We start from the raw sequence: 17,252 nt of genomic DNA, 5'->3' as shown, positions 1-17,252 counted from the left end.
ATTTATTTTATTAGAAATTAGTATACCTCCTGTATCATCGAAACTAATTAGTTTTCTGTCAAACAATCTATCATGATTAGCGCATAATAGTAATATATTATCAATGTCTCCTCTTGTATTTTCTCCAAATTGTTTGACTATTTCTTCTGTATCAGACTCATTCCATGGAATAATATGTGATATATTTAGTAATTCTCGATAGTTTATTCCACATAATTGACATTTATCATACTTATTCAAAACCGCCTTTCGAACTAAAGATTGACCAATTCTTGAGTTAGCTTCTCTTTTAGTATTCCCAGTGCTATAAACTTCTGATTTTTCTTCTATATAGTTGTTATAAAGTGCATTACTATCTTTGTCACTAAATAATTCTATACTTCTATCTTTTATAAAATTAATCCATGATGCTGGAGCACTTTTTTTTATATCTGTTTGATTCTTAACTAAGGAATTTAACCATTCTCTTGTAACTATCGTTTTCGAATCTACCGTAAATAGAAATTTATAATTATTAATACTTCCAGTTTTACTCTGTATATTTAGAATGTGACAAACTTCTTCAAAAGTCTTGTTTTTAACAAATGGATATGCCAAACCAATATATTTATAATTTCGACCTTTTCCTTCAATTTTTTCGAAATAAAAGCATGGAAATAATTCTATTGAATCACCATTATAGGACAATTCAAATAGTTTTTTTATATTTATATTCCCCTTATGTTTGGTTTCTGCAAAATGCTTGCCAGGTTTTCTTTGATCACCATAATAAGTTAATAGATTATTAGATGAATCAAACTCATCGGGATACTCATGCTGATTGGATGAATTACTTATTAAAACAATATATGCTAACTTCCCATCTTGATTGACTTTTGGCCTCATCCCTCCTGAATTACCTACCCCTAAAAGACTAGTAAAAGGATCATCACCTATATTTCCCTTATTACCTCCTTTATAAATATTTCCTGGTATTAATGCAGACGCACTTAGGTTATCAAATTCAATAATATTATCCATACAAATTTTCACCCTCAATTTATTTTTTATCAAATACTCATAATAACTTATATTTAAACGTTTGTAGCTGCTCTGATTTCATAATTATTTTACGCTTAGAATGTTCTGAGTTTAAGTTTATAAACTGACAATCTATTTATTTACATTCGAACAACTTTTATCATATGGTAACCACTGAAGACTATGACAAACATACCTGGATATTTGCCACCACCTATCTTTTATCTACTTTACTCTATGAGAGATTAATTATCAGTTGAAATATTCCCCAGTAAGTTCCATAACTGTCCAGCATATTTTGATAATAGTACATCTCTATTTTCGATTGCGTTTATCATACCGAAGCAATATCAACAACGTTATCTTCGTTTAATGAGCCATTTTGACCAGTTTCATCTTTTGGAGATTATAAATAATCAGTTTCAGTAATGAAATATTTTTCTATAAAATCACTGTAATCATCAAAAGTTTTAAAATAAAAACTGAATAATTTTTGTCTTTTCAAATCATCCCAATCATTCTTAATTTCATTCAAAAATTTTTTCATATAATCTTGTGTCTTAAACTCAACATTATCTATAAAAATTGTTTTTGCGCTCTCTCTACTCATGGCTTTAGGTATTATCCAAAAGTTAGCTAAGCTATGGCATAAATTATAAAATTTATAAAATGAATTTTTAGTAGAATCGTTAACGTCACTATCCAATATTAAACGTAGTCGTCACTCTGAATCATCTGGCATATAATAACGATTTTTGATTGGTTTGCCATCCATAAGTTAATACTTTAATTACTTTTCCAGCAATTGTTCTAAATGAATTCATTGTATCCCCCGTAAAAGAAGAATTTACAAATACATTTATATTAAAATCCATCTTTTTATCAAGTTTCCCTAATACTTTATTTTTACCAGTTTTATTCTGAAACAAAATATCTTTATAAATAGTTTCATAAAAGTCAACTAATAAATCAGACATATCAAGGTCTTCTACACCTTTGTATATCTGAGGACTTATCATTGTACTACCTTTTTTCTTAATTGATGTTGTAAGTTTATCAGCATTAATCGGGATTAATAGCATTTTTGTTAATTCATCTTGTTGTTCTTCGGATAACATATTTTTTCTCCTCTCTAATTTTCAAATCAATTCTTTTGGATTTACGGTTACAAGTAAGAAAAATTAGATGTTAGCAACAAAACGCTCTTTTTCTCCAATCTTTTTATTTGATTCGATTAAATGTTTTAGATCATTTTATTGAAAGAATCTATCTAGAGTTCTCTGAACAATGTAAAATCACACTTCGTATTACTGTTTCTTTGTAGATTATTTTAAGTTCTTCAAACTACTACTAATCCTGTATCAATTGCCTCACAAAACTATGATAAATTATTATCGTATCTTGTTCTAACCCAAAAACTTCATAGATATTACAAAGCTCTTCCATATTATTTTCTTTAGCAAACTCATTACATTTTTCAAAACTTCAATTGTTCTCTTCTGTTTCAACATCAACAGAGTGCTCTTTACTTAAAAGATAGCTCATAATATCCATCTCAGTTCCTATACAGCAAAGATAATATGCTTCTAGTACTTTTATAATTTATTTCTTTTGTCAAAACATAACTTTTATATTCTACCAATATACTGTTACTTTTGAAAAAGTCTCAGAAAATTTTCAGGTTTTACTTCCCTATACCAATTTGCTCCTTCCAAACAACCATGCTACACTACTAATTAAAGAAACAAAAAACACTTAAAAATCAAAAGAAAGAGGTGTTTACATGAACTTTTATAATTGGATAAAGGTCATGATCCCACCATTTCCCTGTAAAGGATGTTTTTTTCCCAGATAAATAAATAGAATTAGGGGTTTTTACTTTGGAAAAAAACATCGAAATGAATCAAAATAAAAAAATTAATCTGGCTTTACTTGTTTGTTTAGTTGGATTTCCACAAATTAGCGAAACGATTTATACACCATCTTTGACAGAAATTGCTCATAATTATGGGGTGCCATTGAATATTGCGCAAATGTCTCTTAGTATTTACTTTGTTGCCTTTGCCTTGGGTGTCTTCTTTTGGGGTATTGGTTCAGACTATTTTGGCAGAAGAAAAGCCATGAATCTTGGTATTCTAGTATATGTGATTGGCTGTATTGTCTGTCTCATGTCTAAAACAATTGACTTGTTTTTTGTCGGACGATTTGTGCAAGCTTTTGGTGCTAGCACAGGATCTGTAACGACACAAACAATTTTACGTGATAATTATAGTGGCAATGAACGTCATCAATTGTTTGCCAAAATTTCAGCAGCACTCGCTTTTTCACCGGCTATTGGTCCATTAATTGGCGGATTTCTTGGTGAGTTTTACGGATTCCGAGCAGTCTTTTCATTTCTGCTATTCATGGGGATTGTTTTACTATTCTGGAGTCTTAAAGGGTTACCTGAAACGAGTCGCTCATTATCTAAAAAAATGGATACAAAAAAAGTCCTTTCTGTTGGAAAAACGATGTTGTTTGACCGATATACACTCACATTTGGCTTATTAATTGGGGTGTTCAACGGGATTCTTTTCAGTTATCATTCAGAAGCACCGACTATCTTTATTGAAAAATTTGGTTTAACGCAAAGTCAATATGGATTCATGGGCGTCATTGTCGCAACGGCAACAATCTTCGGTGCTTGGTTATCAAATCAAGGGCTTAAAAAATCAGCACCAGAAATCATCATTGCAAAAGGCATTAAACTAGCGATTGTAGGCTCTTTATTGCTAGCAATCCCTGCGTTGATTCCTTTTAGCATGCTTCAAGTTTTCTTATATATTGCCGGCATCTTTGTCTTATTAGCTGGTGTAGGGATGGCCTTGCCAAATTGCCTGAGTCTTGCTCTTGTAAAATTTGCAAGTATTGCTGGGACTGCGGGTGCTTTCTTAAGTCTTGGGTACTACATTATCGTCAGTATCTGTACGTTTCTGATTAGTATTCTGCATAATGGCTCCATTCTTGTTCTATCTATATTTTGTCTGGTGCTGCTGATAATTGCTCTAGTCAGTATTCAATCAGTGGTAAAACATGAGGGGAAATAATAGTAGCAGATTTCATATACACTAAAATAAGATAATAACAAGACCCTCTGCCAAGATTTTCTTAGCAAGGGTCTTGTTTAATCATTCCCCATCCCATCGGTGCTTCTTCAAATCTACATGTTGGTCATCTTTCAAAGAAACTCCTTCATCACGTAGCAAACTAGCTTGTTCAAGCCAACCGGGAGCTAGTCGACCGGCATGGTTCACCACACGATGACACGGATATTCGCCATAATACTTGGACATGCTAAGAACTCTACCAACCAGTCGAGCATTTTTATCTCTACCAATCAAACTGGCAATTTGTCCATAGGTAGCCACACAACCTTCTGGTATTTCTTCTACAACAGACAGAACCTCATAAATCAAATCCTCATCTAACACACGTTTCATTGATTTTCCTCGCTTTCTAGTATCTATTGTTTATATATTAGTGGCTCAAAAAAATACATCTGTACCGAATTTCGTACAAAACAGAATGAATTTCATGAATCTCCAGTAACTTTCGTTAACTTAAGAAGTGTTTTATAATTATAGTATCATTCATCCAATACAAAAACTATTTTAAAATAGGATATTTAAAAAGCATTCAACTAGTTTAAAGGTCGAATGCTTTCGTTGTTAATCATACACTGTACTGCATTTATCAATTTTCTAAATATCCTTTTGATTTTTTAAAATATATTCTTCCGCTTCTTTACTCCAAATACCATCTGTTTTTTCTAAAATTGCAAATAATTCACTATCAGTATCTAGACTGCTCAGTTTAGTTAAAGGCATTTCTTTATGAGTATAAACTAGTTTTTTACCCCCACCGATTTCAGGCTGTTTCATTGTTGTTTCAGCAACTGCATCTAAACCTAAAATATGTGTTACAACATTAGCTACATGAACTTTCTTATCTTCAATCAATTCTACAGCTTTACGCATATCTTCTGTATTACCACCAGATGTACCAACATAATGCATGAATGAGTAATGAATATCATAAAAATTTACTTCCGCAAAGAAATCTTTGTTTTGGGGACCTGCAAAGAAGTTTAGACATCCATCTGAATTTAATAATTTTGATCCATCGGTTACTACGCTAGGTACCGGAACCATAACAAAAATATCGTCAAATCCTTGTTCTTCCACAGTATCTCTTAATAATGAAACTTGATCTTCTACATCCGCTACATTGACGTAAGTTACAGTGATGTCATTTTGGCTAGGATAAAGTTTAGCTGCTCGCTCTAATTTTTCTGGGTTACGATCAGTTACTACAATATTTTTAGGTTTAATTGGACCATGTAATGCATAATCAATTGCTAATAAGCCCATTGGACCCGTCCCACCCATTATCAACAGATTTCCATCGGGTTTGATACCCATCTTATGCTCATAACTACCTTCAACTAAATGATAATTAGCTTCAAATGCTCCGATAACACACGATAATGGTTCAATAAGTGAACCTTCAAAATAGGTTTCTCCTTTATATGGAATGAGACAGTCTTGTTCCATAACATCTTTGGAAATGACAATGTATGTCGCGTCTCCTCCTGTATATGCATAAGAGTATCCTGGACAATCTGGACGATCTGGTAATTGCAGGTTCGCTTGAACAACATATCGTTCCCCTACACTGTACTTATTTTTCCACTTTTCTCCAATTTCTAAAATCTCACCACAAAATTCATGTCCGACAATAATAGGATTCGTGGCAATATCATCTGGTACTTTTTTATGTGATTCGCCTTGATTTGCTAGTTTCCAAGTAGACATACATATACTATCTGTAACGACAGAGGCTAATATTTCATCCTCTTTAATTTCTGGTAATTCAAACTCATCTAAACGTAAATCATTTTTTCCATATAATCGTACTGCTTTTGTTTTCATATTGCACTCCTCCTAGTCTTATCCTAAAATACCGAAAGCATAGCCAATAATTCCAACCGCAAATAAGGCAAAAATTAATACGATTGGGCTAACTTTTCTCTTTAATAAACGCATCATTAACAAGGTTAACCCTAAGGCTAATAATCCTGGGACTAAATCGTCTAAAACATTTTGAACTGTCGTAATTACTTCTGTTCCATCTTCTCCAGGCGTTTTGGAGATCACTAAAGGAACATTAATCGTGGTCCATTTCGTTACCAAGACCCCCATAATAAACAGCCCTAAAATTGTCGCCCCCTCTGTTAATTTCTGCAATAAGTTTCCAGATAAATCGGTAACAATATCTAATCCTTTTTTTAATCCATAAGTTAGTCCAAACCATTTCATTGCTAAACGAACTGCATTAAAAGCAAAGAAAAAGAGAATAGGTCCCATAATATTTCCAGTTAAAGCAATCGAAGCCCCTAGTGCAGCTGTTATCGGACGTAACGTTCCCCATATTAAAGGATCTCCTACACCAGCTAAAGGTCCCATTAACCCAACTTTTAGACTATTAATAGTTCCTTCCTCAATATCTGTCCCACTTGCTTTAGCTTCTTCCATCGCCATAGTGACACCGATAACTGGTCCACACATACCTGGTGTCACATTAAAAAAGGTTAAATGCCTTTTTAGTGCTTCTGCTTGCTCTTCCTTTGTATCATAAACACGTTGAATCGTTGGTATCATATCTACACAAAAGGCTAATGCATGAATACGTTCATAATTAAACGACGCTTGTTGAAAGTTAGAATAAACAAACGTTCGAATCAAATCTTGCTTGGTAATTTTAGATTGTGTTAACAATTGATTATTATTTTCCATTTGCTATTCTCCTTTAGTCTTCTAATTCGTCATCTAAATCATCATATGTTGTTCCTGTAGAGCTAGCTACAATATTTTTTTGATTGAAATTAGGATTTAGTTGAATGTATATCAAAGCCATAATTAATCCAATAATTCCAAAAGCTAATAAGCTAAAATCTAAATATCCTCCTAAAATAAATCCTAAAAAGAAAAACGGCATTAAGTATTTTACGCTCATCATATTTAAAACCATTGCGTAACCAACAACAACAATAAACCCACCAGCAACTGCTAATCCACCCGTCACTACATCTGGAATAGCCTCTAACATATTCTCAACCATTTCTGCACTAACAAAAGCAGCAACAATAGTTGTAGGAATTGCTACACGCATCGCTTGCATAAGTAGTGCGCTGAAATGAAGTAAGATGATACGTTTAAAATTCGCCTTTTCGGCTTCTTTATCTGCAGCATGTTGAAAAGCAACCGTCATCGTACGTACAAATACTGTCAACACCTGCCCAGCTGCAGCAACTGGTAAAGCGACTGCAATTCCATTTTGAATACTTTGACTACCAACTACAACTAGAATAGTAGAAATTGTACTTGCTAAAGCTGAATCTGGAGATTGTGCTGCACCAATATTCATCCATCCCAAGGCAATTAATTCGAGCGTTCCACCTAAGATAATCCCTGTCGTTAGGTCTCCTAATATGAGCCCCATAACTGTACATGCTACAATTGGGCGATGTGTTTGAAACTCATCTAATACACTTCCCATCCCAGCGATACTTGAAAAGATAAAAACCAAGATAATTTGAACAATTGATAGTTCCATCGCTATCCCTCCTAATTAAAAACCAGCTTCTTTCAGTTTACTCTCAAAATCACTTTTGGCATCCGTTGCTACTACGCGTAAATCTAGCTCTACGCCTAAATCAGATAACTTTCTAAATGCATCCACATCTTTTTGTTCCACAGAAACTGATTTGGTCACTTGTACACGACCAGTCTGATATTGCATCCCACCAATATTTACCGACTGAATAGGTACACCTTTTTCAATCATTTCTAGAACTTCAGAAGGATTCGTGAATAAGTAAAAAACGGTTTCATTTGAATATTTAGGATTATTGTAGACCCTTACAGCTTTATCTACATCAACAATATTTGCTTTAATTCCTGGAGGTGCAGCTTGTTTTACTAATGTTTTACGAATTTGATCCCCAGCTACTTCTTTACTTACTACAATAATTCTTTCTGCACCTGCTTCTTTTGCCCAAACAGTTGCAACTTGTCCATGAATTAGTCGATCATCAATTCTTGCCAATCGAATGTCCATTAAAATTCATCCTCCTCTTCTTCAATAACAAAACGTTTTACCATATTGGCACAAACTGATAGTAAATAGTCAATAATTTCTTGTGGTGCTTTAGCATGTTGCATCGCAGCTACTTCTAAGACAAGAGGCAAAGACATTCCTGAAAGAACTTCAATACCCTTTTCTGGGTATTCCATAGCCAGACCACAGCAAGCATTGAAAGGTGTACCACCAAATAAATCAGCTACAACTAAAGTCCCCCCCTCTAACTGCTCTAAAATATTAAGTGCGTTTTCTTTAATTGAATCAAAACCATCTTCTTTTAAAAATTCTATGGGATAGAAGTTTGGCAATTCACCGAAAATCATTTCTGCTGAATTTTTCATTTCAGTAGCTAATTTTCCATGAGCTACCAAAAGTACATTAGTCATTACTTCTTCACCTATCCTCTCGTTTTTCCACCTGCAATATTTATTGTGACTCCAGAAATATAGCTAGCACGGTCTGACAATAAATACGCCACTAAATCCGCTACCTCTGTTAATTTCCCACTTCTTCCTAGTGGAATCGTGCTAGTTTGACTATAACCTTCTCTTAATTCTTCGACTGTTTTACCTCGAGTGTATGCAAGAGCTTCTTCATATGCTAATGTTCGTAATCCTGTTTCCTCCATAATTCCAGGAGCAATTCCTACTACTCGTACACCTTTTTTTCCCAATTCTTTAGCCCACGATCGAGTATAGCTATTTACGGCTGCTTTGGTTGCTGCATATGCACTTTGTCCTTCAGATCCTTCCAGCCCACTTTCAGAAGACATATTAATAATTACACCACTACCTTGATGTACTAGTTTTCTACCGACGGCTTGGCTCATCAGATATAAACCTTTTTGGTTTACATCAATGATTTTTTCAAACAACTTATCATTGATTTCATATTTTCCTCCTTCCGTCTGTCTTTCATCAACCAATAATGCTGGAATATTAATTCCCGCATTATTTACTACCCCATCTATATTTCCAAAATTATCAATCACCACATCGATAGCGTTTTCAACGGAATGTCTCGAAGTCACATCTGTTTCAACGAAAAATAAATTTTCATGATTAAAATTACCTTCTCTAACATCTGCATTTACTACATTCACACCTAAATGACAAAGTTCTTGTACAATTGCTGCACCTATACCTGAAGAACCTCCTGTGACAATAATTGTTTTTCCTTCTAACTCTAACCAATCCATATTACCTCTCCTAACATTTGTGATTTAAATTTAACATTCGTTATAAATCACATAATAATACTCATGAAAGCGTTTGTCAACTTTTTTATTTACAAATCACAAATGTGAAAAATGTAAATAAAAAAGTAGAGATACCAAGATAGTGATTCCTAGCTCTCTACTCGGTTTCTTATTCATTTAAAATAGCATCGGCTGTTTCTTGAGTTGTCACCAAAACATTCATATATTTCCCCAGTAAAGCTGATTTAATCGCTTCAACTTTTTCTAGAGATTCTGCAACAGCAATCCGATACTGAACAGCTTTTAAATCCTCAATTGATATCCCAATCAAACGATTATCTAAATCATTTGGAATGTGTTCACCATTAACATCGTAGAATCTAGAAACAACATCCCCTGCAACTTGTGTATTTACTTGACTTAATACATCTTCTCCATAAAATAATTGCCAACGATCACTATCCTTAATTTGAGGACTCCCAATACCAAAAATGGCAACAGACAGTTTTTTCCATAGATGTAATAATTCTTGATTAAACTCATTCGCTAATAACGCATCTTTTAATTCTTTAGTTTCTGGAAAAGCAGGAGCATCAATCAACAAAGCTTTTGCATTTAGTACTTTGGATGCTGTATAAGTAATTGTATTGACATGATACTCACTAATTAATCGTCCAGCAGGTCCACCAATCAGAGGAATACAGGTAAGGTTTTCTGCTTTAGTATCATTTAATTCTTCCGAAACCACAGACATTGCTTGTCCCCAAGAAAAACCAATGATCATATCATCAACTAAAATAGATTGTAAAAATTCATTAGTAGCTTTTCCCAATGATTGCACTTTTTGTACTGACTGAATGTCTACAGCAGTTGGTACTACAATCGCCTTCAACAAATCATATTTTGCTTCCAATTCTTTTTCTAGTGAGTAAGTTCCTGCTAAATCATAATTAATTGAAATATTTACAATGCCTTCTTCCCGAGACTTTTTCAATAATCTACTGATGGTACTCCGATGAATATTCAGTTCTTTTGAAATTTGGCTTTGATTTTTATCTTCTTGATAATACATTTGAGCAATTTTCACTAATAATTTGTCTTCAACATCTTTCATTTATAATTCTCCTTTACGCATTTTATACATTCACAATAGCATAAAAAAATGTTCCCACCAATAAAGTTATACTGAATTCACGATTGTGAAGAAGATATATTTATTTTATAGGCTAAATAAAAAACTATTTTCATCCCACTAAAGGTAAAAAACAACTCAAAACATCCTTTAAAACCATTGAAAGAATGTGTATAACTAGACTGAAAAAAGTTGGTGCAAACCCAACTTTTTCTGCTATCTTTCGCCCATTATCATTGACCCTTCCAAACATTCCTCGTATGCTTATAGCAGACGGAGGTGGCACGATGTATCTATTATTAAAAAAAATTATTACTGAAAAGGATATGCAACGTCAAATTGCTTTATTGGAGAAATTATTAAATCATCCAGCCATTACGGTTAAAGAGCTTGCACGACAAGTTGAAACGACTGAACGGACTATTTTTTCTGATTTGCAAGTTATTCGTGAACAATTACCAGTTGGTTGGCAAATTGAGTCGGGAAACCAAGGAATCCAACTGATTAATGATGGTCAGCAAATACCTAATGACTTATGGTCACTTTTTTTGCCGCAATCTATTAGCATTCAATTTATCAAAGCATTGTTTTTTACCAAAGAACTATCCACCGCAACTTTTTTACAAGACAATAGTGTTTCCTATGAAACCTTAAAGCGTCATACGAAAAAAATGAATCAACAGTTACATGCCTATCACATCCAAATCAAACTGACGACAAACACAGCAAAGTTAGTTGGTAATGAGAGTGCTATCCGGATTTTCTTCCATCGCCTATTGATTCCTTTTACACATAATAATTATTTTTTTGAAGAATATAGTATCCATGAAGAGCATTATTTTCGGTATTTAAAGCAGTTGGAATACGCTTCTTTAGCCGTTGAAACAGAAGAAGTATTTGGCATGTGTTGGTTTTTTATTAATGCCATTCGAATTAAAGCAAATTGTCGTATTGAGGAGTTCCCATTTCATTCAGAAGATTATTTGTATCAGCTTTATCGTCATCCTTTAATTGAATTGTATCAAACAGAAGGTGTTTATTTACAAAACGAAGAATTATTTTTCGCTTTTTTCTGTTTCTTAGAAAGTTGGAATTACAATAATACATTTGATTCAACAATTGTTTTAGAAGCAAATTACCCTACATTATCCGCTCTTGCAGAACAACTAACCGAACAAATTGCTGAGCAAACAGAGTTCTCTCTCAAACAGTCACAACTAACAGAAAACTTACTGCTACTACTATTAAAATACAATGAATCAACTTGGCTATCAGAACAATTTCAATTGGAATACCAAGAATTATTGACTGAACGAAAAAATCCAACGCGCTATCAAAGCGAAGAAGAACTATTAGCGATTATTCGTCCAGTGATTCAGTTAGAAAATCCCAGGTACTTGTTGAATTTGATTTCTTTATTGGAACAACAAGCTCTATTTTCTTTACAGCCGAAGATTATGACGGTCTACTTTATCTTTCAAGGAGAGCCTGCATGGAAAGCTTTTTTACAACAAGAATTAACAGATTTATTAGGACGTCGTGTGCATTTAACCAGTCTGGAAGTTTCTCAAATCAATCACATTGCTTTTGAACCACAAGATTTTATCATTTCCAATGTCTTGTTAGAATCATTGCCTGTACAAGTCGTCTATATTTCAGCGATACCAACAAAAAATGAGCTACGGCAATTAACCGAGCTCACTCTTGCGCAGTATTTATGATGCTTTGATAGAGACTGCACGCTTTCGTTTGCGCTGAATAGCTGTTGTCACAACTTTCTCTATTTCAACGATGGCGAATAACAGTGCCGCATTTGCGAAAATCAATAGCTGCTGTGTCATAGTCAGAGAAGTTGTGCCAATCCATTGTTGCATAGTTGGTAAGAAAAGGACTGTGAATTGTAGAATCGCTAGGACTGCTAATGAAAAGAACAGTGGGCGATTCTCGAATAAGCCTTTATTAATCGATGGACTGGTCAATTCACGACAATTAATCATATATAATCCTTGAGCTAAGACGATATTTTGTAACAAGATGGTTTGTTGTAGGGCTTGTCCTTCAAACTGTATCGCCAAGAAGTACGCAGGAATAATGATTAATAGAGAGACATACCCAATTCTAAAGATGCTGTACTTTGAGAGTATGCCTTCATTAGTTGCTCGTGGTGGTCGATTCATGGTATCTTTGCCAGCTTTTTCAAAACCTAGCGCATAAGATAACGTAATCGTCGTTACCATGTTCACCCATAAAATTTGAATTGGTGATAAGGGTAATGGCCGATTCATTAAGAGTGCAAACACTACGACTAATCCTTGTGCTAAAGAAGTGGGTAAAAAGAAGTTGATTGTTTTTTTCAAGTTATCAAAAATTTTCCGTCCTTCTTTGACTGCTTTGGCAATCGTGTGGAAATTATCATCTGCCAAAACCATATCTGCTGCTTGCTTGCTGACTTCACTGCCTTTAATTCCCATGGCAATACCGATGTCAGCTTTTTTCAGTGCAGGTGCATCGTTCACACCGTCTCCAGTCATTCCAACAATTTCACCATTTGCTTGCAATGCACTCACTAATCGTAATTTATGCTCAGGTGTTGTTCTAGCAAACACATCAACTTGCTTGACTTGACTTGTTAATTCTTCTTCACTTAACTGATCGATATCCCTTCCTTCTAAAACAATTTCTGTATTTGTCAGACCAATTTGTTTCCCAATTGCTTTGGCTGTTTCTTTGTGGTCACCGGTAATCATTTTCACGACAATTCCCGCTTGCTGACATTCTTTAACTGCTTGAATGGCACTCTCTTTTGGCGGGTCGATAATACCCGTAAGACCAGCAAACGTCAGATTCGTTAATGCTTCGTGGGACAATTCTAAGTCCGTAGCAACCTCTTTAAAAGCAAAGCCTAGCACTCGTTGTCCTTGTTGTGCGAATTGTGTGGCTTGTTTTTGCCACTGTCCACGTTCTTCTTGACTTAGATTTGACTTAGCTAGTAAAACTTCTGGGGCACCTTTGACAAAAATCACTGCTTGGTTGTCTTCTAAATGTAGAGTTGCCATATATTTATAACTTGAACTAAATGGGATTTTACTTTCTACGGATTTTAAACGTAGCATTGGTGCATGCTCTTCTACATAGTGTAGTAAAGCTAACTCTGTCGGATTTCCTGTTAACATCGTCGCTTCTTGGTTATCCGTTTGTTTTAGTTCTTGGCAGTTGTTCATAATCTCTACTAAACGTTCAGCTTGGGTTGTTGCAACATTGACCACGGTCATCTCATTTTTTGTTAGTGTTCCTGTCTTATCTGAACAAATAACTGTCATTGAACCTAATGTTTCCACAGAAGGCATGCTTTTGATAATCGCATTTTCTTCTGACATTTCTTTCACACCAATTGATAAAATCATTGTCAACACTGCCGGCAATCCTTCTGGAATCATTGCAACAATCAAGGCAATCATTGCAGAAAACATGAGTTGCCATTCCATCCCATAATGAAGTGTGGTAAAGAATACTAAGAAGACAATCAACCCCATAATACCTCGAAAAATTTGTTGATTCAGATTTTGAAGTTTTTTCACAAGTGGTGTTGTTTGAGATTGAACAGATTGCAATGCTTGGTTGATTTTACCAATTTCTGTATTATCACCAACTTCAACAACTATCCCTATCGCTGTCCCGGCTTGCACGTGTGTCCCTGAGAATGCCATATTTTTCTGATCTCCTGCAGGTAGCTCATCGAGCAAACATTCTACCGTTTTTTCTGCTGCTTCTGATTCACCAGTTAAAATCGATTCCTCAATCAGTAAATCATGTACTTCGATTAAACGAATATCTGCTGGCACAACATCACCTGCAGATAGTACAACGATATCTCCTTGCACCAATTCTTCAGTTGAAACTGTTTGACGGTTCCCTTCAATCAAAATCACTGCTTCTTGTCCCATCATTTGCTTCAAGCCATTCAGCGATTCTTCTGCTTTGCGCTCTTGCCAATAACCGACAAAACCATTCACGATAACAACTAAGAAAATAATTGTCCCTTCAACATATTCACCTGTCACAAATTTTAGAATAGCTGCTGCTAATAACACTACCATTAATAAATCGGTGAAATGCTTCAGTACTTTTTGCCAGCCCTTTAACTGTTTTCCTTCTTTCATTCGATTATAACCGGATGTTTCCAGACGATGCGTCCTTTCTTCTGATGTTAACCCAGTTTTTGTTGTATTTAATTGTTCCATAATTTTAGTATTTGCTAATTGATACCATTTCATGAATTGTTCCCCCTCTTGTTTTGATACTCTTATTATAGGAGGGATTTCTTTTTATTTTTGGTCAACAATTTCAGTCAGCTATGAAAAAAATCATTCTTGCTTCCTGAAAACAAAAAACTCGTTGTCTCTACATTCAAGACAACGAGTTTTTCTTTAATTTATTTCTTTATATTCGACTTCCAACGCACGTTTAACGGCTGGACGTTGGCTAATTTTATCCGCCCAAGCGTTTAAATGTTTGTATTCTTTCACATTTAAAAATTCTGCTGAACCGCTGTACAAATCGCCTTGTACTAAACGACCATACCATGGCCAAATTGCCATATCAGCAATTGTATATTCATCGCCGGTAATATACGCATGGTTTGCTAACTGTTTATCCAATAAATCCAACTGACGTTTGGTTTCCATTGTATAACGATTGATTGGATATTCTTGTGCAAATGGTGCATAAGCAAAGAAGTGACCAAATCCACCACCAACAAATGGTGCAGCACCTGTTTGCCAGAATAGCCAGTTCATTAATTCTGTTTTTTCAGCCAGCGTGTGTGGAATAAATCGATCAAATTTTTCTGCTAAATACAGCAAAATTGAGACAGATTCAAAGACACGAATCGGCTCCTCTTCTGAATAATCCACCATTGCTGGAATTTTCGAATTCGGATTGATTTTAACAAAATCACTACCAAATTGATCCCCTTCACCGATATTAATTTTATACAAATCATAGGTTGCTTCACTTATGCCTGCTTCTTTTAATTCTTCCAGCATAATCGTTACTTTAATCCCATTCGGTGTGCCTAATGAATATACTTGTAAAGGTTGTTCGCCAATCGGAAGTGTTTGTTCAAAACGACTACCTGCGACGGGTTGATTACCACTTTTTGTTCCTTCTTCGTTCCATTCCCAAACTTTCGGTAGTTGATACTCTGACATAGAATCCTCTCCTTTGATTCTTAGTATACGGATTTCTAATTTTGAAAACAAGCAACTGCACCTAGATTCGATTATTTCGTTGGTTGACTTTCTTTGCTGCAAATGCGACGATTAATTTATTAAAAAAAGGAGCAAATTCATGGAAACACGTTACTTAGACATCACTTTATTTGCTGGAAATTTCGGCTTTTTCAGCACTGCCTATACAATTATTCCTGCGGGTACAAAAATAACTGCTATGCCAACCCATGATAAAAATACCGAATATGAGCGCTACGCAAATGACTATGATATTCATTTTATTTTTGAAGATAATCTTCCTACACTAAATATTTATACCGTGCCAGCGGTAGAAGTCTTTGCACATGATCGTTCAGGCGGACTTTTCGGACAAATTTATACTGATTTAGAAAACCACAGTTTTCCTATTATTTACATCAATACAAAAAATGAGAGCTTTCTTGTCGCAGAATCAATAGAATATTTTTTACAAATCGCTTCTGTCTGGACGCAACATCTCATACCAATCCATTTGACCTGCTATCCATCAAAAATGGCTGCTGAAAATGAGTTACATTTTTTAGATACATCAACTATACAGACGCTACTTCCCTAACACAATGTCAAACGCTTGCACATAGACTGCGGTGCCAGTAATAGCAATGTGCATTTGCTCTTGTTCTACTGAAACTGTCACCTTCACTCGACCATTCCGTTTGATTTCTTGGCCTTGTTCAATGGTTAATTGTAGATGTTGTTGATTTTCATGGATATATTTCGCAACATACGCCCCCATCACACCGGATGCAGTTCCTGTAACTGGATCTTCTACCGTTCCTGATAATGGGGAAGAAAAATGGCGTCCATGCATATCCGCTGTGGCATCATAGGTTTCAAAACAAAATGGATGAATGGAAACATTTGGCATTTCTTGCAACACTTCAGGAAATTGCGCGTTTACTGGTTTCATTTGCTCAAAAGTCGTCAATTTTTTAATTGGGACTAACAATGTCCACGTTCCTGTACTTCCATATACAATTGGTAAATTTTCATCTATGTCATCAGGAGTAATCCCCATAACGTGAGCCAACTCCGCTGGATTGCCATTAAATGCGACGAATTCTGGTGTTGCTTGTGTCATTTTAATCGCTACTTGATCATTTAGTTGTCCAATTGTTATTGGTAATACCCCTGCTTTCGTTTCCACAGTTACTTCTGTTTTCGTTAACACCCCTGTCGTCTGCAACGCATATAACGTTGCGACAGTTCCATGTCCACAAAGCGTCATTTCGTGACCAGGTGTAAAAAATCGTAATCCTACATCTGCTCTATCAGAGTTGATCACAAAGGTTGTTTCATTAAAGCCCACTTTTAAAGCAATTTCTTGCATCTCTTCAGTTGTTAACTCTTCGCCAGTTAACACTACACCTGCTGGATTGCCTTTATTTGCCTCAGTACTAAACGAATCATAATGATAGACTTTTACTGATTTCATCTTATTTTCTCCTTT

The 17,252-nt window shown here is 34.9% G+C and carries 16 protein-coding genes; 3 read left to right on the top strand and 13 right to left on the bottom strand.

Going from position 1 to position 17,252, the window contains the following annotated elements; all coding sequences use genetic code 11:
• Both BAU17_RS00725 and BAU17_RS14145 read right to left on the bottom strand, forming a co-directional pair.
• The coding region (locus BAU17_RS00725; protein WP_161900896.1) for an HNH endonuclease at positions 1–1,020 on the bottom strand (1,020 nt) is incomplete at its 3' end.
• A 731-nt stretch (positions 1,021–1,751) separates the two neighbouring features.
• Entirely contained in the window at positions 1,752–2,138 is a 387-nt protein-coding gene (locus BAU17_RS14145; protein WP_237579057.1) for a hypothetical protein, read from the bottom strand.
• 762 nt (positions 2,139–2,900) lie between these two features.
• Here BAU17_RS14145 and BAU17_RS00715 point away from each other — a divergent pair.
• Complete coding sequence (locus BAU17_RS00715; RefSeq protein WP_161900895.1) at positions 2,901–4,106, top strand: multidrug effflux MFS transporter; 1,206 nt, start codon at positions 2,901–2,903, stop codon at positions 4,104–4,106.
• 81 nt (positions 4,107–4,187) lie between these two features.
• Here the strand turns inward: BAU17_RS00715 and BAU17_RS00710 are convergent, their stop codons facing one another.
• The 8 genes from BAU17_RS00710 to BAU17_RS00675 form a co-directional block, all read right to left on the bottom strand.
• A complete protein-coding gene (locus BAU17_RS00710; protein WP_161900894.1) occupies positions 4,188–4,499 on the bottom strand; it encodes an MGMT family protein in 312 nt (103 codons plus the stop codon).
• Positions 4,500–4,760: 261 nt separating this feature from the next.
• Positions 4,761–5,990: a zinc-binding dehydrogenase gene (locus BAU17_RS00705; RefSeq protein WP_161900893.1), complete on the bottom strand. Its 1,230-nt coding sequence runs from the start codon at positions 5,988–5,990 to the stop codon at positions 4,761–4,763.
• An 18-nt stretch (positions 5,991–6,008) separates the two neighbouring features.
• Complete coding sequence (locus BAU17_RS00700) at positions 6,009–6,854, bottom strand: mannose/fructose/sorbose PTS transporter subunit IID (RefSeq protein WP_161900892.1); 846 nt, start codon at positions 6,852–6,854, stop codon at positions 6,009–6,011.
• A gap of 13 nt (positions 6,855–6,867) precedes the next feature.
• Positions 6,868–7,674, bottom strand: a complete 807-nt coding sequence (locus tag BAU17_RS00695; RefSeq protein ID WP_161900891.1) for a PTS mannose/fructose/sorbose transporter subunit IIC — start codon at positions 7,672–7,674, stop codon at positions 6,868–6,870.
• A 15-nt stretch (positions 7,675–7,689) separates the two neighbouring features.
• Positions 7,690–8,178, bottom strand: a complete 489-nt coding sequence (locus tag BAU17_RS00690; protein ID WP_161900890.1) for a mannose/fructose/sorbose PTS transporter subunit IIB — start codon at positions 8,176–8,178, stop codon at positions 7,690–7,692.
• Positions 8,178–8,588, bottom strand: a complete 411-nt coding sequence (locus tag BAU17_RS00685; protein WP_161900889.1) for a PTS sugar transporter subunit IIA — start codon at positions 8,586–8,588, stop codon at positions 8,178–8,180. Before BAU17_RS00685 ends, BAU17_RS00690 begins: the two co-directional genes overlap by 1 nt.
• 11 nt (positions 8,589–8,599) lie before the next feature.
• Positions 8,600–9,400, bottom strand: a complete 801-nt coding sequence (locus BAU17_RS00680; RefSeq protein ID WP_161900888.1) for an SDR family oxidoreductase — start codon at positions 9,398–9,400, stop codon at positions 8,600–8,602.
• A gap of 169 nt (positions 9,401–9,569) precedes the next feature.
• The gene (locus BAU17_RS00675; protein ID WP_161900887.1) at positions 9,570–10,514 is read right to left on the bottom strand and encodes a sugar-binding transcriptional regulator; all 945 of its coding nucleotides are present in this window, start codon (positions 10,512–10,514) and stop codon (positions 9,570–9,572) included.
• Between the two features lie 305 nt (positions 10,515–10,819).
• Between BAU17_RS00675 and BAU17_RS00670 the strand changes: the two genes are divergently transcribed.
• Positions 10,820–12,253: a global transcriptional activator MafR gene (locus tag BAU17_RS00670; RefSeq protein ID WP_161900886.1), complete on the top strand. Its 1,434-nt coding sequence runs from the start codon at positions 10,820–10,822 to the stop codon at positions 12,251–12,253.
• Here the strand turns inward: BAU17_RS00670 and BAU17_RS00665 are convergent.
• Together BAU17_RS00665 and yghU are read right to left on the bottom strand one after the other, a co-directional pair.
• Positions 12,248–14,806, bottom strand: a complete 2,559-nt coding sequence (locus BAU17_RS00665) for an HAD-IC family P-type ATPase (protein ID WP_161900885.1) — start codon at positions 14,804–14,806, stop codon at positions 12,248–12,250. The genes BAU17_RS00670 and BAU17_RS00665 overlap by 6 nt on opposite strands.
• A 153-nt stretch (positions 14,807–14,959) precedes the next feature.
• Positions 14,960–15,742, bottom strand: a complete 783-nt coding sequence (yghU, locus tag BAU17_RS00660; RefSeq protein ID WP_161900884.1) for a glutathione-dependent disulfide-bond oxidoreductase — start codon at positions 15,740–15,742, stop codon at positions 14,960–14,962.
• A 139-nt stretch (positions 15,743–15,881) separates the two neighbouring features.
• Between yghU and BAU17_RS00655 the strand changes: the two genes are divergently transcribed.
• Entirely contained in the window at positions 15,882–16,358 is a 477-nt protein-coding gene (locus tag BAU17_RS00655; RefSeq protein WP_161900883.1) for a hypothetical protein, read from the top strand.
• Here BAU17_RS00655 and BAU17_RS00650 read toward each other — a convergent pair.
• Positions 16,347–17,237 carry a PhzF family phenazine biosynthesis protein gene (locus BAU17_RS00650; protein WP_161900882.1) on the bottom strand — a complete coding sequence of 297 codons (891 nt, stop codon included), beginning with the start codon at positions 17,235–17,237 and terminating at the stop codon, positions 16,347–16,349. The two genes, BAU17_RS00655 and BAU17_RS00650, sit on opposite strands and share 12 nt — an antisense overlap.
• Between the last annotated feature and the right edge of the window lie 15 nt (positions 17,238–17,252).

Origin of the sequence: Candidatus Enterococcus willemsii (genome assembly GCF_009933335.1) — a bacterium.
Lineage (GTDB): Bacteria > Bacillota > Bacilli > Lactobacillales > Enterococcaceae > Enterococcus_F > Enterococcus_F willemsii.
The sequence above is the reverse complement of the archived record's forward strand: the minus strand, read 5'-3'. Positions and strand labels throughout refer to the sequence as shown.

What these genes read in the sequence shown, in the direction of transcription:
- BAU17_RS00685 (WP_161900889.1), bottom strand. Translation starts at nt 8,588, where the DNA reads ATGACTAATGTACTTTTGGTAGCTCATGGAAAATTAGCTACTGAAATG.
- BAU17_RS00670 (WP_161900886.1), top strand. Translation starts at nt 10,820, where the DNA reads ATGTATCTATTATTAAAAAAAATTATTACTGAAAAGGATATGCAACGT.
- BAU17_RS00705 (WP_161900893.1), bottom strand. Translation starts at nt 5,990, where the DNA reads ATGAAAACAAAAGCAGTACGATTATATGGAAAAAATGATTTACGTTTA.
- BAU17_RS00655 (WP_161900883.1), top strand. Translation starts at nt 15,882, where the DNA reads ATGGAAACACGTTACTTAGACATCACTTTATTTGCTGGAAATTTCGGC.
- BAU17_RS00710 (WP_161900894.1), bottom strand. Translation starts at nt 4,499, where the DNA reads ATGAAACGTGTGTTAGATGAGGATTTGATTTATGAGGTTCTGTCTGTT.
- BAU17_RS00675 (WP_161900887.1), bottom strand. Translation starts at nt 10,514, where the DNA reads ATGAAAGATGTTGAAGACAAATTATTAGTGAAAATTGCTCAAATGTAT.
- BAU17_RS14145 (WP_237579057.1), bottom strand. Translation starts at nt 2,138, where the DNA reads ATGTTATCCGAAGAACAACAAGATGAATTAACAAAAATGCTATTAATC.
- BAU17_RS00665 (WP_161900885.1), bottom strand. Translation starts at nt 14,806, where the DNA reads ATGAAATGGTATCAATTAGCAAATACTAAAATTATGGAACAATTAAAT.
- BAU17_RS00650 (WP_161900882.1), bottom strand. Translation starts at nt 17,237, where the DNA reads ATGAAATCAGTAAAAGTCTATCATTATGATTCGTTTAGTACTGAGGCA.
- yghU (WP_161900884.1), bottom strand. Translation starts at nt 15,742, where the DNA reads ATGTCAGAGTATCAACTACCGAAAGTTTGGGAATGGAACGAAGAAGGA.
- BAU17_RS00700 (WP_161900892.1), bottom strand. Translation starts at nt 6,854, where the DNA reads ATGGAAAATAATAATCAATTGTTAACACAATCTAAAATTACCAAGCAA.
- BAU17_RS00680 (WP_161900888.1), bottom strand. Translation starts at nt 9,400, where the DNA reads ATGGATTGGTTAGAGTTAGAAGGAAAAACAATTATTGTCACAGGAGGT.
- BAU17_RS00695 (WP_161900891.1), bottom strand. Translation starts at nt 7,674, where the DNA reads ATGGAACTATCAATTGTTCAAATTATCTTGGTTTTTATCTTTTCAAGT.
- BAU17_RS00690 (WP_161900890.1), bottom strand. Translation starts at nt 8,178, where the DNA reads ATGGACATTCGATTGGCAAGAATTGATGATCGACTAATTCATGGACAA.